The sequence below is a fragment of the Pseudidiomarina sediminum DSM 21906 genome, from assembly GCF_000423165.1.
Classification (GTDB): domain Bacteria; phylum Pseudomonadota; class Gammaproteobacteria; order Enterobacterales; family Alteromonadaceae; genus Pseudidiomarina; species Pseudidiomarina sediminum.
In genome coordinates, this window is the sequence record NZ_AUHL01000005.1 from 273,586 (window position 1) to 298,760 (window position 25,175).

The following is a 25,175-nucleotide window of genomic DNA, read 5'->3' on the forward strand; positions in this document are numbered from 1 at the left end:
CACTACTTAAGTCGTAAAAAAAGGATGTCTTTATGAAACGTATGATTCCACTTTCTTTGATCGTCGCCAGTGCCGCTTTGTTAGGCTGCCAGCCACAAGCAAACGCAATGCCAAACGAGAGCGTAGCGCCAGCGACAATTTCCGTGAACGGCAGTGCTGCTGTTGAAGCTGTCCCAGACCGTGTTCAAGTTCGCCTGAATGTTGAGCGCACAGGCAAAGATATTCCCGCGTTAAAAGAGGAAGTCGATGCCATTACTGCGGAGCTTTTGAGCTACCTTGCTAGCGAAGGTATCGCAAAAGAAGATATCCAATCCTATGCAGTGCGTATCAACCCGAAATACCGCTACGATGACGGCGAGCAAATTCTACTTGGCTATCAAGTGAGCCGTCGCGTCGTGGTTGATTTTGATGAAGCCGACCAGCACAGTGCTTTCTTAGAATTTGCACTTGATAATGGGGTCCAGCGCGTTGAAGAACCGCAGTACAGCATCAGCAATGCCGATGGCCTCTACGAGCAAGCGCTTGCGCAAGCCGTTGCCAACGCCCGTAGCAAAGCAGATAAACTTGCAGCTGCAGCCGGCGTTACCATCACTGGCGTGCGCCAAGTGAATGAAAACTCGCACCAAGCGCCAGTGGCTCGCTATCGCATGATGGCCGCCAATGAAATGGGCAGTGCAGATGTAAGCTTACCAGGTCAACAAAGCGTGAACGCACAGGTTCATGTCGTGTTTGAAATCAGCGCGAAAGACTAGGTAGCACCGTTGTCATACAGTGCGGGCCGCCCCCGGCCCGCACAAACTCTCGAGCATCAACGCCAACCACACTTACCTCAGGCAGCGCTTGTTGCAGCGTTTGCAAGGCCAGGGCGTCATCTGCATGCGCAAATTGTGGGACAAGCAAAACATCTTTTAACCGCAAGAGATTAGCATAACTACGCAGCAGCGGCTGCTGGCCTCGCGCCATTACACCAGGAACGCGACGCACATCGTGAAACAATGCAGCATCGTCTTGCCAAGTTTGCGCAGCCGGTAACGCTATCCAACGATAGGCTTGCGCCCAGGGTTGTTGCTGCAATGCCTGTACTTCGGCGTTCCACGCCGGGTCATGAGGGCTTTGCACATACACCAAGGTATCGGCGGCAATAAACTGCACTTGGTTATCGACATGACCTCCGGTCTCATCGGCACCTAGTGCCTGTTGCAACCAGATCACCCGCTTAAGCCCAAACATCTGACATAAACGCCGTTCCAGCTCTGCAAGACGCAGCTGCGGATTCCGTTGCATTAAACTTTTCGCGTGGATAATTGCTGTTCCCGCACCATCGGTGGTTAACATTCCGCCTTCAAAAATCAGTTCAAGCGAACGCCAGCGCACGCCGTGCTGACGCGTTAGTTGCTTGGCAAAGCGGCGGTCACGTTGGTAATTACAGTTCAGATCATGCCAGCCGTTAAAGTCTGCCACCACAGCCTGTTGCGGTGTCAGCCAAAGTGGCGAGATATCACGAGCCCAAGCGTCGTCGTAGGCAATCGGGAACCACGCCAACCCGCTTGGTAACTGCGGCAAGGCTTGGTGTAGATAAGGCGGATGGATACCAAGGATCACGGGATGGTGCGGCGCGATCGCCGCGAGCATGGTCAGTACTTGCTGTTGCGCATACTGTGCCTGACCACGCCATACATCATTGCGATAAGGCCACAGCATCAGCAATGGCCCTGTCAGTTGCCAGTCGGCAAGAAGGCTCATTTTCGTGTCTGTCGTTTCGCGTTCTGTAACCGTTGGGCTTGACTACGACGCGCGCGAGCATAGCGCTTTTGCCGCGTCTCAGGTTTCCGAGGATCGATAAACGAGCGGTCTTCTGCGGGCAATTGCACCAATTGTCGCAGGTAATTGATTTGTTCAAGCGGCAGCTCGCCCCAGCCACCTTGTGGTAAGCCCTGCTCCAAACGGATCGAGCCATAACGCACCCGCATAAGACGACTGACGGTCACCCCTTGCGATTCCCACAACCGACGTACTTCGCGATTCCGGCCCTCGGTAAGTACCACGCGATACCATTGGTTCATACCTTCGCCGCCGCCACGCTTAATTTCTTTAAAGGCAGCAGGGCCATCTTCTAATTGCACACCTTTTTGCAGCTTCCGCAGCATGGCGTCGGTCACTTCACCAAACACGCGTACCGCGTATTCACGTTCAATTTGGCTACCAGGGTGCATCAATCGGTTCGCCAGTTCACCGTCGGTGGTAAAGAGCAAAAGACCCGAGGTGTTAACATCAAGGCGACCCACAGCAACCCAACGCGCACCTTGGACACGCGGCAAACGGTCATACACCGTTGGGCGCCCTTCAGGGTCTTTACGGGTACATAGTTCGCCTTCAGGCTTGTGATACATGAGCACACGACAGACCACATCTTCTGGTGGCTTAATCGTTACTTCATGTCCATCAATTCGCACTTTGGCGTCAGCATCAATACGTTCGCCCAAAGTTGCCACTTTACCATTAACGCTCACGCGTCCGGCCGCAATCTTCGCTTCTAATTCACGGCGTGAGCCATGACCTGAACGGGCTAATACTTTTTGTAACTTTTCACTCATGGGGCGCTTTCACTCTCTTCTGTCGCTGTCTCAGCGGTTTTCTCTTGAGCAACTGGCCCTGTATTCGATGCCTTTGCTGGGGGCTCTGGAATAGCAGGTAACTCAGATAGATCTGTCAAATTAAAATAATCGAGAAAGGTACTGGTGGTGGCGTACAATTGTGGTCGACCGGGAACTTCCCGATGCCCTACCACTTTGACCCAGCCCCTTTCTTGCAAGGTTTTCATGATCTGCGAACTCACGCTTACGCCGCGCACTTCTTCAATGTCGCCACGCGTAATCGGCTGTCGATACGCAATCAATGCAAGGGTTTCCATCAGCGCTTGTGAGTAACGCGGTGGTTTCTCTTGCCACAGACCGGCGATTATACCACCTAATTCGGCGCGCGTCTGAAATCTGTAACCCGATGCCACTTGCTGCAACTGAATACCACGTTCTTGATAATCGCTCTGCAATTCAGCGAGCACGTTCCGCACCTGCTGCCGTGATACATCGCGGCCATGCGCGAGAAAATGATCAACAATTTGCTGCACATTCATCGGCGCCTCAGCAACAAACACTAAGGCTTCGATCAGTTGCTTAAGCTGTTGTTGTTGCATAAGCCTCCCCTCGGGTCGACAAATGAATTTCTGAGAATGCTTCCACCTGCACCACTTCAATCAAAGCTTCTTTGGCGAGTTCCAGAATGGCGAGGAAGCTTACCACCACACCAGCCTTTCCTTCGCTAGTCACCAGCAGGTCAGCAAAGCGCACCCGCGGCTGTTGTTGCAAAAAATCTAAGATACGACTCATCCGTTCTCGGGTTGAGAGTTTCTCCCGCTGTACCTGATGGTGGTTCAATAACTGCGCCTGCGCCATGGCTTGTGCAAAAGCAACAGCCAAATCCGCCAAAGCAACATCAGGTAACGGCTGTTCCACATGTGCTTTGGCATCCGTTTCGGCATGCACGACAAACAAGTCGCGCCCTTCTTGCGGCAATTCATCTAAATGACCGGCACCTTGGCGAATTGCTTCGTATTCTTGCAAGCGCCGAACCAATTCGGCGCGAGGATCAATCTCGTCCTCCTCGTCAGCTGGAGGACGCGGCAACAACAAGCGACTTTTAATCTCGGCCAACATTGCTGCCATCACCAAATAATCCGCAGCCAATTCGAGCTTGAGTTCTTTCATCATCTCGACATAGGTCATATATTGCTTGGTGACCGGCAAGATCGGTAAGTCGACAATATCGAGTTTGTCGCGACGAATAAGGTACAACAGCAAGTCCATCGGCCCTGAAAAGCTCTCCAAAATGAGCTCCAGGGCGTCCGGAGGAATGTATAAGTCTTCAGGCTTTTCAATGACAGGTTCGCCACGCACGAAGCCGAGCGGCAAAGATTGCTGTTGCGGCGCTACCTGCTCAGTCATACCCGTCCTTACTGGACAAAAGGCGCAACGTCACCGGCGCCTTCACGCACAATCACGACCTCACCATCGGCAAGATCAATAATTGATGTCGGCGCTTCGCCACGGTGTTCGCCGTCGACAATCACGTCGACTTGACGCTCAAGACGGTCACGGATCTCATAGGGATCTGACTCAGCAAAGTCGTTACCGCTCAATACCAAGCTGGTCGACATTAGCGGCTCACCAAGCGCTTCTAACAAAGCCAGCGTGATGGGATCATCTGAGACACGGATACCGATGGTTTTGCGTTTCGGGTTGAGTAAACGCTTCGGCACTTCTTTGGTGGCCTTCAAAATGAAGGTAAAGGGACCAGGCGTGTTATTTTTCAACAGGCGAAACGCAGTGTTATCAACCCTCGCATAGGTCGATAATTCCGAAAGGTCACGGCACATCAAGGTAAAGTGGTGATCTTTATCAATGTCACGAATGCGGCAAATACGCTCCATGGCATTTTTCTCACCAATACGGCAGCCGATGGCGTAACCCGAATCGGTCGGATAGACAATGACGCCACCTTGCATGACAATTTGCACTGCTTGCTGGATCAAGCGTGCCTGTGGGTTTTCACGATGAATACTAAAATACTGACTCATAAAGTTCGAAGGTCTCGGAAGTTAACGCGCGTGCCATTGTTGCCATATTGGCACAGTGTTTGCGGGGAGACAAAGATTTTTACCTAGCTCTCGCCATGGCCGCGGGCCGTGAAAGTCAGAGCCTGCCGACGCTTTCAGCCCTAACTCTTGTGCCATCGTCGCCAATGCCATACGTTGTCCAGGGCTTTGTTGACCTACCGCCACCTCGACCCCATCAAGGCCATAATCTTTGGCTTCTTGGAGTAAGCGACGTAACCATTTATTACTCAGCTGATAGGCATGCGGATGCGCGAGGGCACTGTGTCCACCGGCGGCTCGGATGACCTGAATGGCCGTTGCTAAATCGCACCACTCGGTCGCACAGTAGGCTTGCTGCCCTTTGCCTAAATAACGCCGAAACGCTGTGGCAAAATCTTTCACCCAACCTTGTTCAACCAGCGCATCTGCCAGATGTTTGCGGGTTGGCATGGTCATTTCCGCAGCCAAAGGCGGCTGGACATCAATGCCTGCTTTGTGCAATTTTGCCAACATCTGTTCGTAGCGATTGCAGCGTAACTGCTGCTGAGCCTGCAGTAACTGTTGTAACTCGGGGTGCTCAGGGTCAATGTTCAACCCCATCAAGTGAATTTCAAAACCTTGCCAACCACAGGTGATCTCAACACCGTTGATCAGCGTTAATGCTAAACCTTGTTGCTGCACAGCCGCATGCGCCGCGGCTAAACCCGAGACCGTATCGTGGTCGGTCAAGGCCAAATGGGTCACGCCATGCTCAGCAGCCCGCGACACTAACTCAGCGGGGGCCAACTCACCGTCAGAATAATGGCTGTGGCTGTGTAAATCGTAACACTCACTCATAATTGCGCTGCAAGCTCCGCACCTTGTCGAATCGCCCGTTTCGCATCAAGCTCTGCAGCGACATCGGCACCACCAATCAAGTGCACCGAGGCACCGGCGTCAATAAGCTCTTGTTGAAGCTCGCGTTGTGGTAACTGCCCGGCACACACCACCACATGATCAACGGCGAGCAGTTGCTCCTGTCCATCGATTTCAATCCATAAGCCTTCATCGGTGACTCGTTTGTAGGTCACACCAGCAAGCATATGCACACCTTTCTTCTTTAACGTCGCACGATGTACCCAGCCTGAGGTTTTGCCCAAGCCTTTGCCAACTTTGCTGGTTTTACGCTGCAGTAGCCAAACCTCACGAGGACTATGCTCCTCTGCTGGTGCTTTCACTCCGCCACGCTGTTCATAATCAGTATCAACTCCCCAAATGGCGTTCCATTCGGTCGTATCGAGGGTCGGTGAATGTTCCGTCGTAATATACTCCGCAACGTCAAAACCGATACCGCCAGCACCTATCAACGCCACTTTCTTACCAAGTGGTTTGTGGTCACGCAGTACATCAAGGTAGCCCACGACTTTGGCATGGTCATGCCCAACAAAGTCGACCTGACGTGGCACCACTCCCGTTGCTAAAACAACATCGTCAAACTGCTGCGCCAACAACTCTTTGGCCTTCACAGGCGTGTTTAAATGCAGGTTCACACCGGTATCTTGCAAGCGTTGGTTAAAATAACGGATTGTCTCGTGAAACTCTTCCTTGCCGGGGATTTGTTTGGCGTAGTTAAACTGGCCTCCAATGCGCTCACTGGCATCGAACAAATGCACCTCATGGCCGCGCTCGGCGGCATAACAGGAGAATGCTAAACCTGCAGGCCCAGCACCGACCACGGCGATGCGTTTTGCCGTAGCTGTTGGCTGCATCACCAGCTCGGTTTCATAACAGGCCTGCGGGTTCACCAAGCAGCTCGCCCGCTTGTTCTCAAACACGTGATCCAGACAAGCTTGGTTACAGGCAATACAGGTATTGATCTTCTCGGCGTGTCCCGCCTCAGCCTTGGCGACAAAGTCAGCGTCAGCCAGCAACGGACGCGCCATCGAAACCATATCGGCTTCGCCATCAGCGAGAATTTTTTCGCCGATTTCAGGGGTGTTGATACGGTTTACCGCGACCACTGGAATCGTTACTTCGGCCTTCACCCGCGCGGTGATCCAACTAAAGGCACCGCGTGGCACTGAGGTAACTATGGTCGGAATACGCGCTTCATGCCAACCGATACCACTGTTGATCAGTGTCGCTCCTGCCTGTTCAATGGCTTTAGCTAAACTCACGACCTCATCAAAGTTATGCCCATCTGGCACCAAATCAAGCATCGACAAGCGATAAATGATAATAAACTCAGGCCCCACCGCTGCTCGGACGGCTTTCATAATTTCTAAGGCGAAGCGAGCACGGTTTTCAAATGAACCACCCCAACGATCGGTGCGCTTGTTGGTGCGCGGACACAAGAACTGGTTAATCAAATAACCTTCTGAGCCCATCACTTCGACCCCATCGTAACCAGCTTTTTGTGCAAGCTTGGCACAGCGCGCGAAGTGTTTGATGGTGGTAAGAATTTGTCGCTCAGACATGGCCTTTGGTGTGAACGGCGAGATGGGCGCTTTTAACTTACTCGGCGCGACGGCCAGCGGATGAAACGCATAGCGCCCTGTATGCAGAATCTGCATACAAATTTTACCACCATGACGGTGCACAGCTTCAGTAATTTGGCGATGCTTGGCCACATGCCAAGGCTTACTCAGCTCAGAGCCGAACGGCTGCACACGACCGCGAAAATTTGGACTGATACCACCGGTAACAATGAGACCTACTCCACCTTTGGCGCGCGCCTCATAAAAAGCTGCAAGCTTGGCAAAGCCCTGCTTTTCCTCTTCAAGCCCAGTATGCATTGAGCCCATTAACACGCGGTTTTTAATTTGGGTAAAGCCTAAATCAAGCGGCTTGAGTAAGTGCGGGTAGGACGTTGTCACAGTGACCTCAACTTAAACGGTTGTTTGAATTTTTTCACTGTACTTATTTCGCTGCTTGGCGGCAAGAGCTAAGCAGCGAATCTTTCTCTCGGTACAGGTTATCTTAGAAATAATAACCGATATTGATATTAAAACGTGTTTTGGTTTCATCGGCGTCACCCATCATTGAACCACCGACAAATGGCTGATTCTTGGCCGTGACCAAATCGAAGTAGGTGTAGAGTCCACCGGCGGTCACCGCCATCCCGAGCACGTTCATAATGGTGTCTTCCGAGCCGCCACGTTTGTTGGTCATCCAACTGTAATCATTGTAAAAGGTTAAGTTGGTGACCGGGCCCCATTGCACTGGCAAGCTGTACGCAATGTTTGCCGTGTACAAAGTTGCCTGACTTGGAATCGTGTCATAAAACGCGTAGGCGCCAACCACAATGCCGTCATTCGCCATATCCATGGCATAGTCATAGTGGCTTACTTGGCCCATAAAGGTCCAACGGTCGACCGAATAGACGCCATGAGCGGCCCAAGCACTGCGCTCACCCACGTTCTGGGTGCCGTCATTCATGTCACCGTATTGACCCGACACGCCAAACTCAAAGCTTTGGTCGTGACCCCATTGATACTTTCGTGCAACCCGTGCGGCAAAACTATTGGCTTCCGCCACGGCTAAGGTGGGGGTGTCGTAAAGGTCTTCACCGGCAAGTCGCACACCGAGCGCGTCGTAGGCATAGCGATCTTCACGCTGACTGACAAAACCGTCGACCCCGCCTTGCTCGTCATTCTTAAAGAAGGCGATATCAAAGTCCCAATCATCATCACGGTACAAGAGTTTTACTCCAGCATCGTGATCATCCTCGAGTCCAACGTAAAAGTTTGAACTAAAGAAGTAGCTGTTTGAGTTATATGGCGTCATGCCAAAGGGTACTTTGGTGATACCAATCTGACCTTGCCATTGATCGGTAAAGTTATAACCGACCCAAGCATGTTGCACCGCATCCATGTATTGAAACCAGCGATATTGGGCGGACAGCACAACGTCACCAATGGTGCCGCTATAGTCAATCCGCACCAAATCAAAGTCCAGATCGCCACCGCGATCTTTGTTCGCAGTATTGTAATCTTCCCACACATACTGCGCCCGCACCGCACCACCAATCCGAATCGGTGCATTTTCAGCAGCAGCAATGTCATCCTCTAACTGCGCCACACGTTTGGCCAATGGCGACGTTTGAGCAGCTTGTCGCGGTGCAACAGCTGTGGTTTGTGTCGCGCTTTGCGCAACTGGGGTTGTGGTACTTGCGACCGCGGTAGTAGAGGTCGCTTGCTGCTCCTCTTCAGCTACTGTCGCATCAGCAAGTTGCTGCTCAAGTTCCTCCACCCGCTGCTGCAATTTTTGCACCTGTTCAAAAAGCTGTGCAAGCTGTGCGTCACTTAATTCCTGCGGCGCTTGCCATGCGTAGCTTGGCGCACTGACGAGCGCCGCTATCGATAAAGCTAACCATTGCTTTTTCATCATCTCTCCTTAACGCAGCACGTGTAAAAAGTGCATATGTTTATGGTAGTGATCGATGACATCGCCAATCACTGCGTCCGTTGACCAACCCAAAATATCGTAGTTTTGCCCACCTTCGCGCAGGTGCACTTCAGCACGATAGTATTTTTGCTCTTCGGCAACGTCTTCTTGCGCTTCATCTTCCTCAAGGCGTACAAACGCTGGTTGCACGTGTGAGGCCAAATGCACTTGGTAAATAAAGTCGATTTCATCCCCATGAACTACCTTCAACTCCATGTTGTCTTGGTCGTCAATTGTTAACTTCACCGTTAAGCCGCTTTCACGCATTTCTTCTGCGACTTCTTCAAACGCCGGTCTCACAACTTTTTGCAAAAACCGTCGGCCGACATTCTTGCTCGGGAAATCAATAATATTGTGTAAGCGTTGACGCCAGTTCTTGTTACTTACCGAGGTATTGGTCAGGTAGTTATTTTGCAGCGCTTCTTTCTTGTGTAAGTCAACCCGCAAAGCTTTCACTAAGCCGTAGGTGGCAAACATCAGCACTATGGTAAACGGCAAAGCACTGGCAATCGTCATGGTCTGCAACGCCCCCAGCCCACCGGCAAGGAGAAGAATGATCGCCACCACGCCCTCGGTACTGGCCCAGAAAATACGCTGCCAAGCTGGGGTATCATCACGACCATTCGAGCACAGCATATCGACAACCATAGAGCCTGAGTCCGATGAGGTAACGAAGAACACCACCACCATCACCGTTGCCAATCCTGACAAGAAGGTACTAAAGGGGAAATTCTCAAGGAACAAGAATAACGCCTGTGACTCATCTTCTTGGACTAACCGAGCAAGACTTTCTGCGCCTTGGTTCATGATCATCTCAATCGCCGAGTTACCGAAAAAGGTCATCCACATTAAGGTGAAGCCAGCTGGCACCAACAACACGCCAGAAACGAACTCACGAATGGTACGGCCACGTGAAACACGCGCAATAAAGAGCCCGACAAAAGGCGCCCAGCTTAACCACCAGCCCCAATAGAGTAGCGTCCAACCGCCAATCCAATCGGTTTTCTCATAGGCAAATAAATTAAAGGTATTGCTCACGATATCTGATACATAGGCCCCGGTGTTTTGCACAAAGGCCTGTAACAAGAATACCGTTGGCCCCATGATTAAAATGAACACCAGTAACAGCACCGCCAGCCCCATATTGAGCTCAGACAAACGGCGGATACCTTTATCTAGACCCGTAGTTACCGACACAATCGCTAATAAGGTAACACCAACAACTAAGCCGACCTGCACCAAATTCGAAACTGGAATACCAAAGAGGTAGCCCAAACCTGAGTTAATCTGCGCAACACCATAACCCAGTGAGGTTGCCACCCCGAACACCGTACTGATCACCGCGAACACATCCACCGCGTGCCCAATAGGTCCATAAATCTTGTCGCCAATCATTGGGTATAAGGCGGAGCGTAGGGTCAACGGCAAATTGTGGCGGTAGGCGAAGAATGCCAAGATCAATGCCACAATTGCGTAGATCGCCCAAGCATGTAGGCCCCAATGGAAGAAAGTAATCTTCATTGCTTCTCGTGCCGCTTCAGCGGTTCCCGCTTCTACCACAGGAGGGGCGAGAAAATGCATGACCGGTTCGGCCACCCCGAAGAACATTAAGCCGATACCCATACCGGCAGAGAACAACATCGAGAACCATGTCAAACGAGAGTAGTCCGGTTCGGCATGGTCAGGACCGAGTTTAATCGTACCGAACTGAGAAAAGCCTAAGTACACCACCGAGATCAAGATCACGGCCACCGCTAATACATAGAACCAACTGGCATTACCTATGATGGCGGATTGTACGCTTTGAAAGGCACTATCTGCGGTTTTTGGGAAAATCGCGGTAAACAATAACAGAAGGGAAATTAGTCCGGCTGCACTGTAAAACACGGGAGGGTTCAGACGTGCTTTATCATGAGACGCCATGCTCGCTGCTCCTTATACGTTGTTTTAATAACGATATATTATAAGGGCTTAGAAAATTAATGCGAATCGCACAAAAAACAAACACAAAAAAAACCCCCTCAAGTGAGGGGGCTTTGATGCTTTTGTCTATCTTTTCGCAATTGCGATTAGATAGTTACAGCGCGCTCTACAATTTCAACTAATGCCCAAGACTTGGTCTTAGAAACTGGACGCGTTTCGCGAATGATCACGAGGTCGCCAGTGTTGCATGAGTTGTCTTCGTCATGTGCGTGAAGCTTCGTCGTACGAGTAATGTACTTACCGTAGACTGGGTGTTTTACCCGGCGCTCAACAGCAACAGTGATAGACTTGTCCATCTTGTTGCTTGTCACACGACCTTGCACAGTACGAACACGTTTTTCTTCAGCCATTACGCACCTGCCTTCTGATTCAAAATAGTTTTCACACGTGCGATATCACGACGCACTTGCTTCAACTGGTGAGTTTGATTCAGCTGACCAGTCGCTGCTTGCATACGCAGATTAAACTGCTCACGACGCAAACCTAACAACTCTTCTTGCAGCTGCTCAACGGTTTTTTCATTCAGTTCGTTCGCTTTCATTACATCACCGTCCGAGATACAAAGGTAGTTTTGAATGGCAGCTTACGTGCTGCAAGAGTGAACGCTTCACGCGCTAGCTCTTCCGAAACACCGTCCATTTCATACAGGACGCGGCCTGGCTGAATTTGGGCTACCCAATATTCCACGCTACCTTTACCTTTACCCATCCGCACTTCAAGAGGCTTCTTGGTAATTGGCTTGTCTGGGAAAACGCGGATCCAGATTTTACCCTGACGTTTCACGTGACGCGTCATAGCACGACGAGCCGCTTCGATTTGACGCGCAGTCATGCGACCACGGTCAACAGCTTTCAAACCGAAAGTACCGAAGCTAACTTTGTTACCTGCTTGCGCCAGACCACGGTTGCGGCCTTTGTGAACCTTACGGAATTTTGTACGCTTTGGTTGTAACATCTAGTCTCTCCTTACTTGCGGCCTTTAGGGCGTTTCGCTGGAGCTTGTGGTTTTTCTTCAACTGGCATGCCGCCAAGTACTTCACCACGGAAGATCCAAACTTTCACACCGATGATACCATAAGTAGTGTTAGCTTCTGCTGTTGCATAGTCGATGTCCGCACGCAATGTGTGCAATGGAACACGACCTTCACGATACCATTCAGAACGTGCGATTTCTGCACCGCCCAAACGGCCGCTAACTTCTACTTTGATACCCTTGGCACCAAGACGCATTGCGTTTTGTACCGCGCGCTTCATTGCACGACGGAACATAACACGACGCTCAAGCTGACCAGCGATATTTTCGCCAACCAATTGCGCATCCAATTCTGGTTTACGCACTTCTGAAATGTTGATTTGAGCTGGAACACCAGTCAATTTAGAAACTGCTTGACGCAACTTCTCAACATCTTCACCTTTCTTACCGATAACCACGCCTGGACGTGCAGTATGAATGGTGACACGAATGCTCTTCGCAGGACGCTCAATAACGATGCGAGAAACTGAAGCGTTGCTCAGTTGCTTCTGCAACATTTGGCGAACCTGGTGATCACTGTGCAGGTTATCAGCAAAATCTTTTGTATTCGCGAACCAGGTTGCATTCCATGGTTTGGTGATACCTAGGCGAATACCATTAGGATGTACTTTCTGACCCATAACTTATCTCCTAGCTATCTGATACAACCACAGTAATGTGGCTGGTACGCTTAAAGATACGATCAGCACGACCTTTCGCACGAGGCTTGATGCGTTTCATGGTAGGACCTTCGTCAACCATTACTTTAGCAACTTTCAACTCGTCGATGTCGGCACCTTCGTTGTGCTCAGCATTCGCGATAGCTGACTCCAACACCTTTTTCAACAGACCAGCTGCATCTTTAGGGCTGTAGTTCAGGATATCCAGCGCTTTCGCTACTGGTAAACCGCGAATTTGGTCAGCAACCAACCGGCCTTTCTGCGCAGATAGGCGGGCAAACTTGTGAATAGCAATAGCTTCCATCTTTTGTCTCCCTTACCGTTTCTTCGCTTTCTTATCCGCAGCGTGGCCACGGTAAGTGCGGGTTGGTGCAAATTCACCAAGCTTGTGACCAATCATTTCGTCAGAAACGAAAACTGGTACGTGCTGGCGACCGTTATGAACAGCGATTGTAAGGCCGATCATATCAGGGATAATCATTGAACGACGAGACCAAGTTTTAATAGGCTTCTTGTCCCCGGCTTCCAACGCTTTCTCCACCTTATTCAGCAGGTGAAGGTCGATAAATGGACCTTTTTTAAGAGAACGTGGCATGTTTAATCCTCAACTCTTATTTGTTGCGACGACGTACGATGAACTTATCAGTACGCTTGTTCTTACGGGTCTTATAACCCTTAGTCGGTGTACCCCAAGGAGTAACCGGATGACGACCACCTGAAGTACGGCCTTCACCACCACCATGCGGGTGATCAACTGGGTTCATCGCCACACCACGAACGGTAGGACGAACACCACGCCAGCGCATTGCACCAGCTTTACCCAATTGACGCAGCATGTGTTCTGCGTTGCCGACTTCACCGATGGTTGCACGACAATCCGACTGGATGCGGCGAACTTCGCCAGAACGCAGACGTAGAGTGACGTAATCGCCATCGCGAGCCAAAAGCTGTACATAAGCACCAGCTGAACGAGCCAGCTGTGCGCCTTTACCAGGCTTCATTTCGATTGCGTGTACCACAGAACCAACTGGGATATTACGCAATGGTAAAGCGTTACCCGCTTTGATTGGTGCATCTGAACCAGACTGGATTTGATCGCCAGCTTTCATGCCCTTAGGAGCAAGAATGTAGCGACGCTCACCGTCTGCATACAGAACCAATGCAATGTTTGCTGAACGGTTTGGATCATATTCCAAACGCTCAACTTTCGCAGGGATACCGTCTTTATTACGTTTAAAGTCAACTAAACGGTAGTGGTGTTTGTGACCACCGCCGATGTGACGAACCGTAATACGACCGTTGTTGTTACGACCACCTTTCTTGTTGTTTTTATCCAACAAAGGTGCGTAAGGCTTGCCTTTATACAGGTCTTCGTTAACCACTTTAACTACGTGGCGACGACCCGGAGACGTAGGCTTACACTTAACTAATGCCATGTGAATTCCTCCTCTTACTCAGCGCCGCCGACGAAGTCGATGTCAGCACCTTCTTTCAGGGTGACATACGCTTTTTTCCAGTCACTACGCTTACCGAAGCGCATACCGGTGCGTTTGGTTTTGCCTTTCACGTTGACAGTGCGAACAGCTTCAACTTCAACTTCAAACAGTTTTTCAACTGCTGCTTTGATTTCAGCTTTGTTAGCAGTCGTCGCTACTTTGAAAACAACAGTATTTGCAGTTTCAGCTGCAACAGTTGATTTCTCAGAAACGTGAGGGGCAAGGATCACTTGTAATAAACGTTCTTCACGCATCATGATAATGCCTCCTCAAGCTGCTTAACTGCGTCCGCAGTCATAAGAACTTTTTCAAAAGCAATCAAGCTAACTGGGTCGATACCCTGAACGTCACGGGCGTCAACTTTGTGCAGGTTGCGTGAAGCTAAGAACAAGTTTTCGTCAAGTTCTTTGGTCACGATCAACACGTCGTTGAGTTCCATTTCTTTCAATTTAGCAGCAAGTGCCTTTGTCTTAGGTGCGTCAACACCAAAGCTCTCTACCACGATCAAGCGATCTTGACGAACAAGTTCAGACAAAATGCTTTGCATTGCACCGCGGTACATCTTTTTGTTTACTTTCTGGTCGTGACTACGCGGTTTAGCTGCGAAAGTCGTACCACCTGAGCGCCAAATTGGGCTACGGATAGTACCCGCACGCGCGCGGCCAGTACCTTTCTGACGCCATGGCTTTTTGCCACCGCCAGAAACTTCAGAACGCGTCTTTTGTGCTTTAGAGCCCTGACGAGCACCTGCAGCATAAGCGACAACGACTTGATGAATCAAAGCTTCGTTGAACTCACGTCCAAAGGTAGCTTCGGAAACTTCAAGAGCGCCTTTAGCGTCTTTTAATGTTAATTCCATCACCATTCTCCTCGGACGTTACGCCTTAGCCTTGACTGCTGGCTTGATGATTACATCACCACCAGTAGCACCAGGGACAGCGCCGCGAATTAGCAACAAACCACGCTCAGCGTCAACACGTACAACATCAAGTGTTTGAACGGTTACTTGTTTGTTACCCATTTGGCCTGCCATTTTCTTGCCTTTGAATACCCGACCAGGAGACTGGTTTTGACCGATAGAACCCGGAGCACGGTGTGACAACGAGTTACCATGGGTAGCGTCCTGAGTACGGAAATTCCAGCGCTTAACAGCACCTTGGAAACCTTTACCTTTTGAGGTACCGGTAACGTCTACTTTTTTGGTGTCCGCAAAAATTTCTACGGTGATTTCTGAACCTACTGCGAAATCTTCACCTTCGCCGTCTTCTAGGCGGAATTCCCAGAGACCACGACCTGCTTCAACACCCGCTTTCGCGAAGTGACCAGCAGCTGGTTTGTTTACGCGGTTCGCTTTTTTGTCACCTGCTGTAACCTGAAGCGCACGATAGCCGTCTGTTTCCTCAGTTTTAACCTGAGTCACACGGTTAGCAGTCACTTCAATCACAGTAACAGGTACAGAAGCGCCGTCTTCTTGGAAGACACGTGTCATTCCTACTTTACGACCGACTAGACCAATAGCCATTGTTAAAACCTCTCGTGTGTAATCCTATTACTGCCCGATTAACCAAGGCTGATCTGAACATCAACGCCAGCTGCAAGGTCAAGGCGCATCAACGCGTCAACAGTCTTGTCAGTTGGGTCCATGATATCGATCAGACGCTTGTGGGTACGGATCTCGTACTGGTCACGCGCATCTTTGTTCACGTGTGGAGAAATCAACACAGTGAAACGTTCTTTGCGCGTTGGCAGAGGGATTGGACCACGTACCTGAGCACCAGTGCGTTTTGCAGTCTCAACGATTTCTGCAGTTGACTGGTCAATCAGACGGTGATCGAACGCTTTCAATCGAATCCGAATTCTTTGATTAGCCATAAAAAATCAAAGCCTCAAATAAAGAGCATTTAAAAAAAGAGCACAGAAAAAAACCTACACCCTGGCAGCATACCGGGCGAGGTATTTTCAACGAAAAATCCATTCAATCCCCTATCGGGACTGCTGTGGCAACCTAACTACCAGCTGCTTTCAACACCGAACACCAAGTGACGGTTCGGCAACTGTGGCCGCGAATTATACACGGATTAGGCGGGAAAGCAAGTTGCTTGTTGCTTGTTGCTTGTTGCTTGTTGCTTGTTGCTTGTTGCTTGTTGCTTGTTGCTTGTTGCTTGTTGCTTGTTGCTTGTTGCTTGTTGCTTGTTGCTTGTTGCTTGTTGCTTGTTAACAGCAAATCCCGACCCACAACCCAACACAAGCTTATTTCGTTTTTTCTTTGCGCTGTTTTGGCTTTGTTTTTCGCTTTTTCAAACAGCAAGCAACAAACAACAAGCAACGAATAACGAACTTAATGCTCTGCGGCGTACGCTTCTACCTCACGCCAAACCCGCAATAAGTTTTCATTCAAGATCTTCTTGATATCAGCTTCCGAGTAGCCACGATCCAATAGACCTTGTACTAAATTCGGATAGGTCGAGACATCTTTTAAGCCGACCGGCAGTGAGTCGCCGACACCGTCGTAGTCAGAACCAATACCCACATGTTCAATGCCAATCAATTTCACGACGTGGTCGATGTGGTCCAACACTTGTTCAAGCGTTGCAAACGGGAATGGGTTGTCTGCTTCGAGTGCAGCAATTCGTTGCTTCGCTTCGTCTGACTCTGCGCCATACTGTTCTTTAACTTGTTCGATTTGCTGCTTGAGCATGTCACGATAACGGTTGGCAGCTTGGGTTACGAAGGTAGAACCGAAGTTAATCATGATGACGCCACCGTTCTCACCTAAAGCTTTAATCATCTCGTCGCTCATGTTGCGCTCAAAGCCTGGGGTATAACGACGTAATGATGAGTGCGACGCAATTACTGGCGCTTGAGAAAGTTCAATCGACTGCCAAAACGCATCATCGGAAACGTGCGAGATATCGATCATCATGCCGATATTGTTCATTTCTTTCACCAGCTCTTTACCGAACGGGCTCAAGCCATCCCACTGGCGACGTAAATCGTAAGAAGAATCTGCAATGTGGTTCGATTGTGAGTGCGATAAGGTGATGTAGCGAATACCGCGGTCGAAGAACTCTTTAAGGTTGGCCATGTCACCTTCCATCGGTGAACCATTTTCCATCCCTAAAGCAAGTGAAATTTTGCCGTCTGCAAATTGCTGCTCAACATCAGCCACCGAATAAGCCATGGCAAATTTGTCTGGCGCACGCCAAGCCAATGCTTCCATACTATCAATCAACTGATGGGCAAGTTGTTTACTCGCACCCGGCGTTTGTTCAAGACGCGCAGGAATATAAATCGACATGAAGGGTACGTTCAAACCACCTTCTACTGCACGTGGGTAATCAAAATCCCCCCGCTGCGTGGCTCGGCTTACATCTTCCCAATCTTCCGTGAGACGGTAAGGCACATCAATGTGCGTATCGATGAGCATGTTTTCTTGGGCAATTTTGCGTGCTTCTGGACTTGCGTTGTAGTCTTGCGCCATCACGGTATTTACCGATAAAGCCACCGCGCTTAAGCTAAGTGCGCTGACCATTCCTAACCAGGTCTTTTTGTTCACGAGAACTTCCTCTAGCAGTTGTTTTCATTGTTATTGTTTCAGCAGACTAGCACAAACAACAATTGAAAATCACCCTGTCTTCGAGGCATTAGCCGCGTGGTTCGTAGCAACGACCGCACCCACGAGTACTGTTCCAAGTACGGGTGCGATCGTAATTACCGTGAGCCACAGGAAAGCGCTAAACATATTGCTTACCCAACGCGCTTAGCGTTAGCTTTTTGAATTTTCGCGAGGCTTAACGGTTGCTGCTCTGGCTGCAGCCAATCAAGTTTTTGAAACGCACGCTTCTGCTGTAGGCGGTCTTCGACAGTCAAGGCTTGGGTGACCTGATGTGCTTGTGCACGGAAGCTCGCTGCTAGAGCGGTTTCTAAATCAACTTTTTGCGCCAACGCTGGGCTGGCAACTGAAGCCAAAACAACTGCAAGTGAAAGTACTGTTTTCATGAGTGTTCTCCTAACGTTAATGTCGTTAGAAGTTATTCAAAGGTTGTGCCAACTTTGAAAAATATTCACAACCTTATGTTTTAAAAGCACTTTTATTAATGAGGCAAACGAAAAGTATCACTTTACTTGGTTTTAACGGTTAGCGAGTTCCGCTAAATCTTGGTCATATTTCACACGGGCCTGAGCGACCAAAGTGAGTCCGTCACGGAGCAATTGTTCGGCACTATCCACCGTCGGACCTTGTTGACTTAACCATTGACGCCAACGCTTCGCACCAGGCTGACCTTGGAACAGTCCTAACATATGACGAACCACATGCCAGCAGCGACCACCAGCATCGATGTGGCGTTGCACATAAGGGATCATTTGCTCTACCGCTGCAACTTGCTGCGCATAACTCGCCCCCGCAATCTCGGGAACTTCGTGCGGAGCTTGCTGTAGCGCATCAAAGCAACCAAGAAACGCTGGGTTTTGATAAGCTTCACGGCCAATCATCACACCATCAACATGGCGTAGATGCTCAACGATGGCAGCAGCATCGGTAATACCGCCATTAATCATCATATGCACGTCGGCGTACCGTTGCTTGGCAAGGTACACACGTTCATATTGTAACGGCGGAATCTCACGGTTCTGCTTCGGACTTAAGCCTTTCAGCCAGGCTTTACGAGCATGCAAAGTAACGTCACGGCAACCGGCTGCCGTCACAGTGTCGAGAAAGCGGTAAAGAAATTCATCGCTATCCTGTTCATCAATGCCAAGACGGGTTTTCACCGACACACGCATCTGTGGCGCAGCACTCTGCATAGCACTAACGCACGCCGCAACAGTGTCAGGGTCCGCCATCAAGCAGGCACCAAAACTGCCGTTTTTCACCCGATCAGAAGGACAGCCCACATTGATATCGACCGCACGATAACCACGCTCGTAAGCACGTGCCGTGCACTCTGCCATAGCGCCTGGATCGCAGCCACCGAGCTGTAATACGACAGGCTGTTCGGCAGGGTCAAACGCCAAAAAGTCATACTTGCCGTAGATAATGGCGCCAGTAGTCACCATTTCCGTAAAAAGCACGGTTTTTTGTGTTAATAGCCGATGAAAGTAGCGACAGTGACGATCAGTCCAATCCAGCATAGGAGCTACTGCTAACGTCGGTGCTGCAAAAGGATGATCTACCATAACTACCTCGAACCAAAAAAGGACGCCGTATTCTACGTGGAAAGCGCTTGCCTGACTACCTGTTTACAAAGTTGCATGGTAGACTGCGGCCATGAACACGAAAGAAACGCAACGCCTGGTCACCAAGGCGCAACAATTATGTGAACAGCGCGGCGCTCGATTGACTCCGGCGCGTCGTGAAGTATTTGAGATCCTAGCGGCTGAATCTGGTGCCGTCGGCGCTTATGACTTATTAGATAAGCTCAAAGCAGCGGTGCCAAACGCGAAGCCGCCGACGATTTACCGCGCGCTCGATTTTTTGCAAGAACAAGGCTTTGTGCACAAGATCACCTCGTCAAATAGCTACGTGCTTTGCAGTCACTTTGACCACCATCATCCGGTGCAAATGCTGATTTGTGAGCGCTGTGGTTCAGTGCAGGAAATTCAGTCTGATGGGGTCTACAACGCCCTGCTCAAGCAAGCTGAAGACCAGGGCTTTCATGTAGAAAGTCAAACCATTGAAGCGCACGGCACTTGCAGTAACTGCCGCGCCGCTTAACTCACGCTTGGTTAATTAATATTCAGGGCCATCCGGTATTTCATGCAAGGCAAGGTTGTCAAAGCGTGAGTACTGGCCTTGGAACTTCAGTTTCACGGTACCGATAGGACCGTTCCGTTGCTTCCCTAAAATGACCTCAGCAATGCCCTTCTCTTCCGTTTCTGGGTGATACACCTCATCACGATAGATGAACATGATCACGTCAGCATCCTGCTCAATCGAACCAGACTCACGCAAGTCAGAGTTCACCGGACGTCGGTTGGAACGTTGCTCAAGTGAACGGTTCAGCTGCGACAGCGCGACGACAGGTACTTCGAGTTCTTTTGCCAAGGCTTTCAATGAGCGTGAGATTTCAGCGATTTCTAGCGTTCGGTTTTCAGACATCCCGGGTACCGTCATCAGCTGCAAGTAATCCACCATGATTAACGATAACCCGCCATGCTCACGGAACACGCGGCGCGCACGCGAGCGTACTTCTGTCGGGGTGAGGCCTGAAGAGTCGTCAATATAGATGTTGTTACGGTCTTTCAAAATCGAAATGGTTGAAGCCACACGGCTCCAATCTTCTTCTTGCAACTGACCATTACGAATTCGGGTTTGGTCGACATGACTTAACGAGGCCATCATACGCATCATGATTTGCTCTGATGGCATCTCCAGACTGAAGACTAACACCGGCTTGTCTTCTTTCATTGCGACGTTTTCACACAGGTTCATCGCAAACGTCGTTTTACCCATCGACGGTCGTGCCGCGACAATAATTAAGTCTGACGACTGTAAACCAGCGGTCATCTTATCGAGATCCGTAAAGCCTGTTGAACGACCCGTTACGCCATTTGGGTTATTGCTACGGCTAAGTTCATCGATACGATCGACAGTACGTTGCAGTATCGGCGCGATCGCTTGCGGCCCTTCGTTCGCATCGGTGCGCTTCTCGGCAATGTGGAAAACTTTACTTTCTGCGATATCCAACAGTTCCGCACTAGCACGATTTTGCGTGTCATAGCATGACTCGGCAATTTCGTTGGAAGCAGAGATTAACTCACGGAGCACCGCCCGCTCACGCACAATTTGTGCGTAGGCGCGAATGTTCGCGGCACTTGGCGTATTCTTCGCAATTTCACCTAAGTAGGCAAAGCCACCCACTTCTTGCAATTCACCCGCAGCTTCAAGGGACTCAGACACTGTGACCAAGTCAATCGGCTGACTTTGCTCCGCCAAGCGGTGCATGGCGCGGAAAATAAGACGGTGGCCGCGGTGGTAAAAGTCATCACTAATAATATCGCCAGAGATACTATCCCAAGCCTGATTGTCCAGCATTAACCCGCCCAATACGGACTGTTCAGCTTCAATAGAATGCGGTGGGGTTTTGATTGCAGCGAGTTTATCGTCGTTGCGTTTTTGCTTGTCAGGACGGTTAGCGGCCATAACTCTCTCATTCATAGGTGGCGAACCTAAGACTATACAAAATGCCGCGGTAGGAAGAAAGCGGTTCGCATCGCGAACCGCTCCAATTGCTTACTTTTTATCGAGCTGGATATCACCACTCATGGTGCTCACATCAATCCGACCCGAGCCATCACCAAAGCTGGTCTGCAAACGTGCGCCTGCGCCCCAACGTGGCTCTTCAGCTTTCACATCGCTCAAGTTGTTGATGATTGAACCACCACCACTAACTTCCGCGTTCAATTTCGCATGAACTGCGTCGGCAAAGTGCAACAACACACCTCCGCTAACCGAGTTCGCTTCAATCTTGCCATCTTTCGCCAGTGCGAGACGCGCAATCAAGTCACCGCTTACCGCCTTCATCTGCAACCGGTCAAGCTGTTGCAAGCGCGCTTCGACATCTCCTGACACCGTTTCAAGGCGCACATCTCGCGCACTGCTTGCTACTTCGATATCACCACTGGTCGAGGTGTAATGCACTCGCTCAGCGCTGTTATCAACATCTTCGATATCGCCGCTGACGGTTTTCATCGTCACCTCACCACTTAAACCTTCGGCTTCAATGTCACCACTTACGGTCGTCAATTGTGCCGTCCCGGCCAAGTTTTCTGCCTCGATGTCACCACTGACCGTATTCACCCGTACCGAACGCTCGAAGCCCTTCACCTCAAAGTCACTCGAAACACCATTGATGTCCAATTGGGCAGAGGCTGGTAAACGCACGGTTAAGTCGGTCGCTTCATCGCCGCGGAAGTTGCCACGCTCAGGCATCTCAACAACGATGTTTAACGTATTGCCGTTGAGTTCAAACGTAAACCCTGTCGCATATTCATCGAGTTTCCCTTTGACTTCAGCGTAGTTACCTTCGCCACCAATAAGGGTTACTTCACCACGCATATTGTTCACATTCACGGTAACGCTACTTGGTACCTCGATACGTTCATCAACCTGTTGCTGTTTCGCCAACGCTGCTAGCGGAAAATAACTCCCGGCAAGCAAAGCTGCGCCCGACACTACTGTCATAACTGTTTTCATGCTTTTCTCCTTCACCAGACCATTACACTTGTTGCAGCTGTTCGCGCACAACAAATTGTGATTCAATTAACTCCAGTTCTTTCTCATACAGCCACTGCAATAGTTGCCACAGCGCCTGATTATTTGGTTCGTCCGTCAACTGGGCCGTGACCTCGACGATACTGGCTCGAATTTGTTCGAGCTCCTGTTGAACATAGGTGCTCTGGCCATTCCAGCCGACCGTTTGGTAGTGCACCAGCACTTCTTGCCGTTGCTGTTGATGCTGCGCATTTAGCGCACTAAGTAACTGGTCCACCGGCGCTACTTGGGACATCTGTGCTGGGCTCATATAAGCCATCATTACGCCCACTGCGAACACTAAACTTGCGGCAGCGGCCCACCAAGGCCAGCGTCCTCGTGCAGATGATTGACGCGCGATGCCATGGTCAATGCCAGGCCAAAGGTCACGCTGCGGCGCAGGCATATGTTCGACATCATGAGCTTGTTCAATTAAGCGATCTAAGCTGTTAGCTGTTGTTCGTTGTGTCATCACTTAGCCACTCCTCTAGTAACGCTCGCGCACGATGCACTTGTGTTTTACTGGTTCCCACGGCAATACCTAACTCCTGCGCCACCTCTTCGTGACGTAACCCTTCAATACAGTGCAACACGAAGACCCAACGCATCTGTACCGGCAATCGCAAAATCAAACGGTCCAATAAACTCACATCTGTGCTTTGCGCGCTGGCAAGCTGCTCACTGTAAGTAGGATCATCAGTGAGGACCAAGCCCTGTTGCCAGCGTTTTTGCTTGCGTAGCTCACTAATCGCAACACGGGTTGCCACCGTATGCAACCAAGTACTGAATTTACTCTCACCACGAAAGCTCGTTAAACTACGCCAAACTTTGATAAACACCTCTTGGGTGACATCATGCGCACTGTCATGATCACCAGCGAGTCGCCAAACCAGCGCATAAATACGTCGGTAGTGACGGTCAAAAAGCTGGCGAAACGCCTGACTATTTCCTTGCACAGCTTGCGCCACAAGATCCGTATCCGAGTCTTCCAGCTCTGGCTGTAGCTGCAATGCCGCTGTCACATCGTGTCCTTATTAAGTGATCGTACTGAGTTGGACGCAGTGATCGTGCCGAAGGTTTACACGATCCCAGAAAAAATTAAAAAAAAACCGCGGTCTGTTTCCAGACCACGGTTTCTTCAAGCTTTAGTTGATGCAAATTAAGCAGCAACAACCTGCAACTTGATGTTTGCAAATACGTCAGCATGCAAGTGCAACTCGATGTCGTACTCGCCCACTTCACGCAAGGTGCCGTTTGGCAACAATACTTCGCTCTTCTGCACTTCAACGCCTGCTGCAGTTACTGCATCAGCGATGTCGCGCGTACCGATTGAACCAAACAATTTACCTTCGTCACCAGCTTTAGAGCTAACAACGATAGCTTCAAGTGCATTTACTTTCTCTGCACGCTCTTCCGCAGCAGCTAAGTCAGCAGCGATTTTCGCTTCCAATTCAGCGCGGCGCTCTTCAAAAACTTTAATGTTCGCTTCGGTTGCAGGAACTGCTTTACCGTTAGGGAACAAGAAGTTACGTGCATAGCCAGACTTAACAGAAACTTGGTCACCCAAGCTACCTAAGTTGGCAATTTTGTCTAATAGAATGATTTCCATTGTTCGCTACCTCTGAGTTTCGATCGTTCGCGATGCTGGCTTACTGATGTGAATCAGTATAAGGCAGCAACGACAAGTAACGTGCACGTTTGATGGCACGCGCCAATTGACGCTGGTACTTCGCAGAAGTGCCAGTGATACGGCTAGGAACGATTTTGCCACTCTCAGTGATGTAGTTTTTCAGAGTAGCGATATCTTTGTAATCAATTTCTTTTACGCCTTCAGCCTTGAAACGGCAGAATTTACGGCGACGGAAAAAACGAGCCATGATGGTCTCCTCAAATCTTCACAAGTTGCTGGGCATGAATCACAAGTTTTGCGACACCGTTTTTATCTTCGATTCGATTCAAAAAACCGCTGACTTGTACTTGCATCCCAACGTTTAATTCGTTTGCCCATTGCGGTGCATCATCGCCACTCATTACGACTTGTATGCGAACATAACTGCGTCGTTGTAGTCCTGCTTCGTGTTGCAATGAACGGTGTTCAAGTGCGAAACGAAGGTGGCTTACACCAGCTGGACTGCGAGTCAATTTAGGCGGAAAACAAATACTGCCACCTAAAACGAATTGATTGCTTAATTCCACAATAGTTGACGATACCTCACAGCTTATGCTGATGCGTTCTCGTCTTGCTCTTCAGTACGGCTATCTGATTTGCGTTCTTCTTTTTTGTTCAAAGGAGAAACTTCAGTCACCGCTTCTTTCTTACGCATAACCATGTTGCGAAGTACTGCATCGTTGTAACGGAAAGCTGTTTCCAACTCTTCAACAACTTCAGCTGATGCTTCGATGTTCATCAACACGTAGTGCGCTTTGTGCAACTTGTTGATTGGGTAAGCCAATTGACGACGGCCCCAGTCTTCCAAACGATGGATGGTGCCGTTACCTTGTTTGATCGTTTCGCTGTAACGCTCGATCATACCAGGTACTTGCTCGCTCTGGTCCGGGTGGACCATGAATACGATTTCATAATGACGCATTTCTGCTCCTTATGGTTCATAGCTACTGGTAGGCTCAGTCACACCTGCAGCAGCAAGGAACGCTTTTTGGATAGTTAAACTAAC

The 25,175-nt window shown here is 49.9% G+C and carries 33 protein-coding genes; 2 read left to right on the plus strand and 31 right to left on the minus strand.

Annotated features, from left to right (window positions below; genetic code table 11):
- Positions 1 to 32: 32 nt before the first annotated feature.
- On the plus strand, positions 33 to 752 hold the full coding sequence (locus tag G535_RS0101210; RefSeq protein WP_026860393.1) for an SIMPL domain-containing protein: 720 nt from the start codon (positions 33 to 35) through the stop codon (positions 750 to 752).
- Here the strand turns inward: G535_RS0101210 and G535_RS0101215 are convergent.
- The 23 genes from G535_RS0101215 to dusA all read right to left on the minus strand — a co-directional run bounded on the left by G535_RS0101215 (position 736) and on the right by dusA (position 19,424).
- On the minus strand, positions 736 to 1,743 hold the full coding sequence (locus G535_RS0101215; RefSeq protein ID WP_026860394.1) for an agmatine deiminase family protein: 1,008 nt from the start codon (positions 1,741 to 1,743) through the stop codon (positions 736 to 738). The two genes, G535_RS0101210 and G535_RS0101215, sit on opposite strands and share 17 nt — an antisense overlap.
- Positions 1,740 to 2,594: a 23S rRNA pseudouridine(2605) synthase RluB gene (rluB, locus tag G535_RS0101220; protein ID WP_026860395.1), complete on the minus strand. Its 855-nt coding sequence runs from the start codon at positions 2,592 to 2,594 to the stop codon at positions 1,740 to 1,742. The genes G535_RS0101215 and rluB overlap by 4 nt, the downstream gene beginning before the upstream one ends.
- Positions 2,591 to 3,193 (minus strand): SMC-Scp complex subunit ScpB, encoded by a 603-nt coding sequence (gene scpB / locus G535_RS0101225; protein WP_026860396.1) that lies wholly within the window; start codon positions 3,191 to 3,193, stop codon positions 2,591 to 2,593. Before scpB ends, rluB begins: the two co-directional genes overlap by 4 nt.
- Positions 3,174 to 4,001, minus strand: coding sequence for a segregation and condensation protein A (locus G535_RS0101230; protein ID WP_026860397.1), 828 nt, complete (start codon positions 3,999 to 4,001; stop codon positions 3,174 to 3,176). The genes scpB and G535_RS0101230 overlap by 20 nt, the downstream gene beginning before the upstream one ends.
- 8 nt (positions 4,002 to 4,009) lie before the next feature.
- On the minus strand, positions 4,010 to 4,633 hold the full coding sequence (locus G535_RS0101235) for an L-threonylcarbamoyladenylate synthase (protein WP_026860398.1): 624 nt from the start codon (positions 4,631 to 4,633) through the stop codon (positions 4,010 to 4,012).
- 21 nt (positions 4,634 to 4,654) lie between these two features.
- The gene (locus G535_RS0101240; RefSeq protein WP_034727171.1) at positions 4,655 to 5,488 is read right to left on the minus strand and encodes a PHP domain-containing protein; all 834 of its coding nucleotides are present in this window, start codon (positions 5,486 to 5,488) and stop codon (positions 4,655 to 4,657) included.
- Positions 5,485 to 7,506 (minus strand): NADPH-dependent 2,4-dienoyl-CoA reductase, encoded by a 2,022-nt coding sequence (locus tag G535_RS0101245; protein WP_026860400.1) that lies wholly within the window; start codon positions 7,504 to 7,506, stop codon positions 5,485 to 5,487. Before G535_RS0101245 ends, G535_RS0101240 begins: the two co-directional genes overlap by 4 nt.
- A 103-nt stretch (positions 7,507 to 7,609) precedes the next feature.
- Positions 7,610 to 9,016 carry an ABC transporter C-terminal domain-containing protein gene (locus tag G535_RS0101250; protein WP_026860401.1) on the minus strand — a complete coding sequence of 469 codons (1,407 nt, stop codon included), beginning with the start codon at positions 9,014 to 9,016 and terminating at the stop codon, positions 7,610 to 7,612.
- 9 nt (positions 9,017 to 9,025) lie between these two features.
- Complete coding sequence (gene betT / locus G535_RS0101255; protein WP_026860402.1) at positions 9,026 to 10,999, minus strand: choline BCCT transporter BetT; 1,974 nt, start codon at positions 10,997 to 10,999, stop codon at positions 9,026 to 9,028.
- 146 nt (positions 11,000 to 11,145) lie between these two features.
- The gene (gene rpsQ / locus G535_RS0101260; protein ID WP_026860403.1) at positions 11,146 to 11,409 is read right to left on the minus strand and encodes a 30S ribosomal protein S17; all 264 of its coding nucleotides are present in this window, start codon (positions 11,407 to 11,409) and stop codon (positions 11,146 to 11,148) included.
- On the minus strand, positions 11,409 to 11,600 hold the full coding sequence (gene rpmC / locus G535_RS0101265) for a 50S ribosomal protein L29 (protein WP_026860404.1): 192 nt from the start codon (positions 11,598 to 11,600) through the stop codon (positions 11,409 to 11,411). The genes rpsQ and rpmC overlap by 1 nt, the downstream gene beginning before the upstream one ends.
- Positions 11,600 to 12,013 carry a 50S ribosomal protein L16 gene (rplP, locus tag G535_RS0101270; RefSeq protein ID WP_026860405.1) on the minus strand — a complete coding sequence of 138 codons (414 nt, stop codon included), beginning with the start codon at positions 12,011 to 12,013 and terminating at the stop codon, positions 11,600 to 11,602. Before rplP ends, rpmC begins: the two co-directional genes overlap by 1 nt.
- Positions 12,014 to 12,024: 11 nt before the next feature.
- Positions 12,025 to 12,711, minus strand: coding sequence for a 30S ribosomal protein S3 (gene rpsC, locus G535_RS0101275; protein WP_026860406.1), 687 nt, complete (start codon positions 12,709 to 12,711; stop codon positions 12,025 to 12,027).
- Between the two features lie 10 nt (positions 12,712 to 12,721).
- Positions 12,722 to 13,054: a 50S ribosomal protein L22 gene (rplV, locus tag G535_RS0101280; RefSeq protein ID WP_026860407.1), complete on the minus strand. Its 333-nt coding sequence runs from the start codon at positions 13,052 to 13,054 to the stop codon at positions 12,722 to 12,724.
- 12 nt (positions 13,055 to 13,066) lie between these two features.
- A complete protein-coding gene (gene rpsS / locus G535_RS0101285; protein WP_026860408.1) occupies positions 13,067 to 13,345 on the minus strand; it encodes a 30S ribosomal protein S19 in 279 nt (92 codons plus the stop codon).
- A gap of 16 nt (positions 13,346 to 13,361) precedes the next feature.
- Positions 13,362 to 14,186 (minus strand): 50S ribosomal protein L2, encoded by an 825-nt coding sequence (rplB, locus tag G535_RS0101290; protein ID WP_026860409.1) that lies wholly within the window; start codon positions 14,184 to 14,186, stop codon positions 13,362 to 13,364.
- A gap of 14 nt (positions 14,187 to 14,200) precedes the next feature.
- Positions 14,201 to 14,503 (minus strand): 50S ribosomal protein L23, encoded by a 303-nt coding sequence (gene rplW / locus G535_RS0101295; protein WP_026860410.1) that lies wholly within the window; start codon positions 14,501 to 14,503, stop codon positions 14,201 to 14,203.
- Positions 14,500 to 15,105 carry a 50S ribosomal protein L4 gene (rplD, locus tag G535_RS0101300; RefSeq protein WP_026860411.1) on the minus strand — a complete coding sequence of 202 codons (606 nt, stop codon included), beginning with the start codon at positions 15,103 to 15,105 and terminating at the stop codon, positions 14,500 to 14,502. The genes rplW and rplD overlap by 4 nt, the downstream gene beginning before the upstream one ends.
- 18 nt (positions 15,106 to 15,123) lie before the next feature.
- Positions 15,124 to 15,768 carry a 50S ribosomal protein L3 gene (gene rplC / locus G535_RS0101305; protein WP_026860412.1) on the minus strand — a complete coding sequence of 215 codons (645 nt, stop codon included), beginning with the start codon at positions 15,766 to 15,768 and terminating at the stop codon, positions 15,124 to 15,126.
- Between the two features lie 38 nt (positions 15,769 to 15,806).
- A complete protein-coding gene (gene rpsJ / locus G535_RS0101310; protein ID WP_008488677.1) occupies positions 15,807 to 16,118 on the minus strand; it encodes a 30S ribosomal protein S10 in 312 nt (103 codons plus the stop codon).
- 466 nt (positions 16,119 to 16,584) lie between these two features.
- Positions 16,585 to 17,778, minus strand: a complete 1,194-nt coding sequence (locus G535_RS0101320) for a dipeptidase (protein ID WP_026860413.1) — start codon at positions 17,776 to 17,778, stop codon at positions 16,585 to 16,587.
- Between the two features lie 215 nt (positions 17,779 to 17,993).
- Positions 17,994 to 18,245, minus strand: a complete 252-nt coding sequence (locus tag G535_RS0101325; RefSeq protein WP_026860414.1) for a hypothetical protein — start codon at positions 18,243 to 18,245, stop codon at positions 17,994 to 17,996.
- A 132-nt stretch (positions 18,246 to 18,377) separates the two neighbouring features.
- Positions 18,378 to 19,424 carry a tRNA dihydrouridine(20/20a) synthase DusA gene (dusA, locus tag G535_RS0101330; RefSeq protein WP_026860415.1) on the minus strand — a complete coding sequence of 349 codons (1,047 nt, stop codon included), beginning with the start codon at positions 19,422 to 19,424 and terminating at the stop codon, positions 18,378 to 18,380.
- Positions 19,425 to 19,515: 91 nt separating this feature from the next.
- On the opposite strand from dusA, the gene zur reads away from it, so the two are divergent.
- On the plus strand, positions 19,516 to 19,962 hold the full coding sequence (gene zur, locus G535_RS0101335; RefSeq protein ID WP_026860416.1) for a zinc uptake transcriptional repressor Zur: 447 nt from the start codon (positions 19,516 to 19,518) through the stop codon (positions 19,960 to 19,962).
- 15 nt (positions 19,963 to 19,977) lie between these two features.
- On the opposite strand, the gene dnaB is transcribed toward zur, so the two are convergent.
- The 8 genes from dnaB to rpsF all read right to left on the minus strand — a co-directional run bounded on the left by dnaB (position 19,978) and on the right by rpsF (position 25,091).
- Positions 19,978 to 21,390 (minus strand): replicative DNA helicase, encoded by a 1,413-nt coding sequence (gene dnaB / locus G535_RS0101340; protein ID WP_026860417.1) that lies wholly within the window; start codon positions 21,388 to 21,390, stop codon positions 19,978 to 19,980.
- Between the two features lie 90 nt (positions 21,391 to 21,480).
- A complete protein-coding gene (locus G535_RS0101345; protein ID WP_026860418.1) occupies positions 21,481 to 22,443 on the minus strand; it encodes a DUF4097 family beta strand repeat-containing protein in 963 nt (320 codons plus the stop codon).
- A gap of 22 nt (positions 22,444 to 22,465) precedes the next feature.
- Positions 22,466 to 22,972 carry a hypothetical protein gene (locus tag G535_RS0101350; RefSeq protein ID WP_026860419.1) on the minus strand — a complete coding sequence of 169 codons (507 nt, stop codon included), beginning with the start codon at positions 22,970 to 22,972 and terminating at the stop codon, positions 22,466 to 22,468.
- A complete protein-coding gene (locus tag G535_RS0101355; RefSeq protein ID WP_241970470.1) occupies positions 22,950 to 23,522 on the minus strand; it encodes an RNA polymerase sigma factor in 573 nt (190 codons plus the stop codon). Before G535_RS0101355 ends, G535_RS0101350 begins: the two co-directional genes overlap by 23 nt.
- 137 nt (positions 23,523 to 23,659) lie before the next feature.
- Positions 23,660 to 24,109, minus strand: coding sequence for a 50S ribosomal protein L9 (rplI, locus tag G535_RS0101360; protein ID WP_026860421.1), 450 nt, complete (start codon positions 24,107 to 24,109; stop codon positions 23,660 to 23,662).
- A gap of 40 nt (positions 24,110 to 24,149) precedes the next feature.
- Entirely contained in the window at positions 24,150 to 24,377 is a 228-nt protein-coding gene (rpsR, locus tag G535_RS0101365) for a 30S ribosomal protein S18 (RefSeq protein ID WP_006956988.1), read from the minus strand.
- A gap of 10 nt (positions 24,378 to 24,387) precedes the next feature.
- Positions 24,388 to 24,696 (minus strand): primosomal replication protein N, encoded by a 309-nt coding sequence (gene priB / locus G535_RS0101370; protein WP_126775179.1) that lies wholly within the window; start codon positions 24,694 to 24,696, stop codon positions 24,388 to 24,390.
- Positions 24,697 to 24,719: 23 nt separating this feature from the next.
- Positions 24,720 to 25,091 carry a 30S ribosomal protein S6 gene (rpsF, locus tag G535_RS0101375; protein ID WP_026860423.1) on the minus strand — a complete coding sequence of 124 codons (372 nt, stop codon included), beginning with the start codon at positions 25,089 to 25,091 and terminating at the stop codon, positions 24,720 to 24,722.
- Positions 25,092 to 25,175: the final 84 nt, after the last annotated feature.

Bases quoted from the DNA above. Each gene is read 5' to 3' on its own strand.
- G535_RS0101210 (WP_026860393.1), top strand. From the start codon at position 33: ATGAAACGTATGATTCCACTTTCTTTGATCGTCGCCAGTGCCGCTTTG.
- G535_RS0101215 (WP_026860394.1), bottom strand. From the start codon at position 1,743: ATGAGCCTTCTTGCCGACTGGCAACTGACAGGGCCATTGCTGATGCTG.
- rluB (WP_026860395.1), bottom strand. From the start codon at position 2,594: ATGAGTGAAAAGTTACAAAAAGTATTAGCCCGTTCAGGTCATGGCTCA.
- scpB (WP_026860396.1), bottom strand. From the start codon at position 3,193: ATGCAACAACAACAGCTTAAGCAACTGATCGAAGCCTTAGTGTTTGTT.
- G535_RS0101230 (WP_026860397.1), bottom strand. From the start codon at position 4,001: ATGACTGAGCAGGTAGCGCCGCAACAGCAATCTTTGCCGCTCGGCTTC.
- G535_RS0101235 (WP_026860398.1), bottom strand. From the start codon at position 4,633: ATGAGTCAGTATTTTAGTATTCATCGTGAAAACCCACAGGCACGCTTG.
- G535_RS0101240 (WP_034727171.1), bottom strand. From the start codon at position 5,488: ATGAGTGAGTGTTACGATTTACACAGCCACAGCCATTATTCTGACGGT.
- G535_RS0101250 (WP_026860401.1), bottom strand. From the start codon at position 9,016: ATGAAAAAGCAATGGTTAGCTTTATCGATAGCGGCGCTCGTCAGTGCG.
- betT (WP_026860402.1), bottom strand. From the start codon at position 10,999: ATGGCGTCTCATGATAAAGCACGTCTGAACCCTCCCGTGTTTTACAGT.
- rpsQ (WP_026860403.1), bottom strand. From the start codon at position 11,409: ATGGCTGAAGAAAAACGTGTTCGTACTGTGCAAGGTCGTGTGACAAGC.
- rpmC (WP_026860404.1), bottom strand. From the start codon at position 11,600: ATGAAAGCGAACGAACTGAATGAAAAAACCGTTGAGCAGCTGCAAGAA.
- rplP (WP_026860405.1), bottom strand. From the start codon at position 12,013: ATGTTACAACCAAAGCGTACAAAATTCCGTAAGGTTCACAAAGGCCGC.
- rpsC (WP_026860406.1), bottom strand. From the start codon at position 12,711: ATGGGTCAGAAAGTACATCCTAATGGTATTCGCCTAGGTATCACCAAA.
- rplV (WP_026860407.1), bottom strand. From the start codon at position 13,054: ATGGAAGCTATTGCTATTCACAAGTTTGCCCGCCTATCTGCGCAGAAA.
- rpsS (WP_026860408.1), bottom strand. From the start codon at position 13,345: ATGCCACGTTCTCTTAAAAAAGGTCCATTTATCGACCTTCACCTGCTG.
- rplB (WP_026860409.1), bottom strand. From the start codon at position 14,186: ATGGCATTAGTTAAGTGTAAGCCTACGTCTCCGGGTCGTCGCCACGTA.
- rplW (WP_026860410.1), bottom strand. From the start codon at position 14,503: ATGATGCGTGAAGAACGTTTATTACAAGTGATCCTTGCCCCTCACGTT.
- rplD (WP_026860411.1), bottom strand. From the start codon at position 15,105: ATGGAATTAACATTAAAAGACGCTAAAGGCGCTCTTGAAGTTTCCGAA.
- rplC (WP_026860412.1), bottom strand. From the start codon at position 15,768: ATGGCTATTGGTCTAGTCGGTCGTAAAGTAGGAATGACACGTGTCTTC.
- rpsJ (WP_008488677.1), bottom strand. From the start codon at position 16,118: ATGGCTAATCAAAGAATTCGGATTCGATTGAAAGCGTTCGATCACCGT.
- G535_RS0101320 (WP_026860413.1), bottom strand. From the start codon at position 17,778: ATGGTCAGCGCACTTAGCTTAAGCGCGGTGGCTTTATCGGTAAATACC.
- G535_RS0101325 (WP_026860414.1), bottom strand. From the start codon at position 18,245: ATGAAAACAGTACTTTCACTTGCAGTTGTTTTGGCTTCAGTTGCCAGC.
- dusA (WP_026860415.1), bottom strand. From the start codon at position 19,424: ATGGTAGATCATCCTTTTGCAGCACCGACGTTAGCAGTAGCTCCTATG.
- zur (WP_026860416.1), top strand. From the start codon at position 19,516: ATGAACACGAAAGAAACGCAACGCCTGGTCACCAAGGCGCAACAATTA.
- dnaB (WP_026860417.1), bottom strand. From the start codon at position 21,390: ATGGCCGCTAACCGTCCTGACAAGCAAAAACGCAACGACGATAAACTC.
- G535_RS0101345 (WP_026860418.1), bottom strand. From the start codon at position 22,443: ATGAAAACAGTTATGACAGTAGTGTCGGGCGCAGCTTTGCTTGCCGGG.
- G535_RS0101350 (WP_026860419.1), bottom strand. From the start codon at position 22,972: ATGACACAACGAACAACAGCTAACAGCTTAGATCGCTTAATTGAACAA.
- rplI (WP_026860421.1), bottom strand. From the start codon at position 24,109: ATGGAAATCATTCTATTAGACAAAATTGCCAACTTAGGTAGCTTGGGT.
- rpsR (WP_006956988.1), bottom strand. From the start codon at position 24,377: ATGGCTCGTTTTTTCCGTCGCCGTAAATTCTGCCGTTTCAAGGCTGAA.
- rpsF (WP_026860423.1), bottom strand. From the start codon at position 25,091: ATGCGTCATTATGAAATCGTATTCATGGTCCACCCGGACCAGAGCGAG.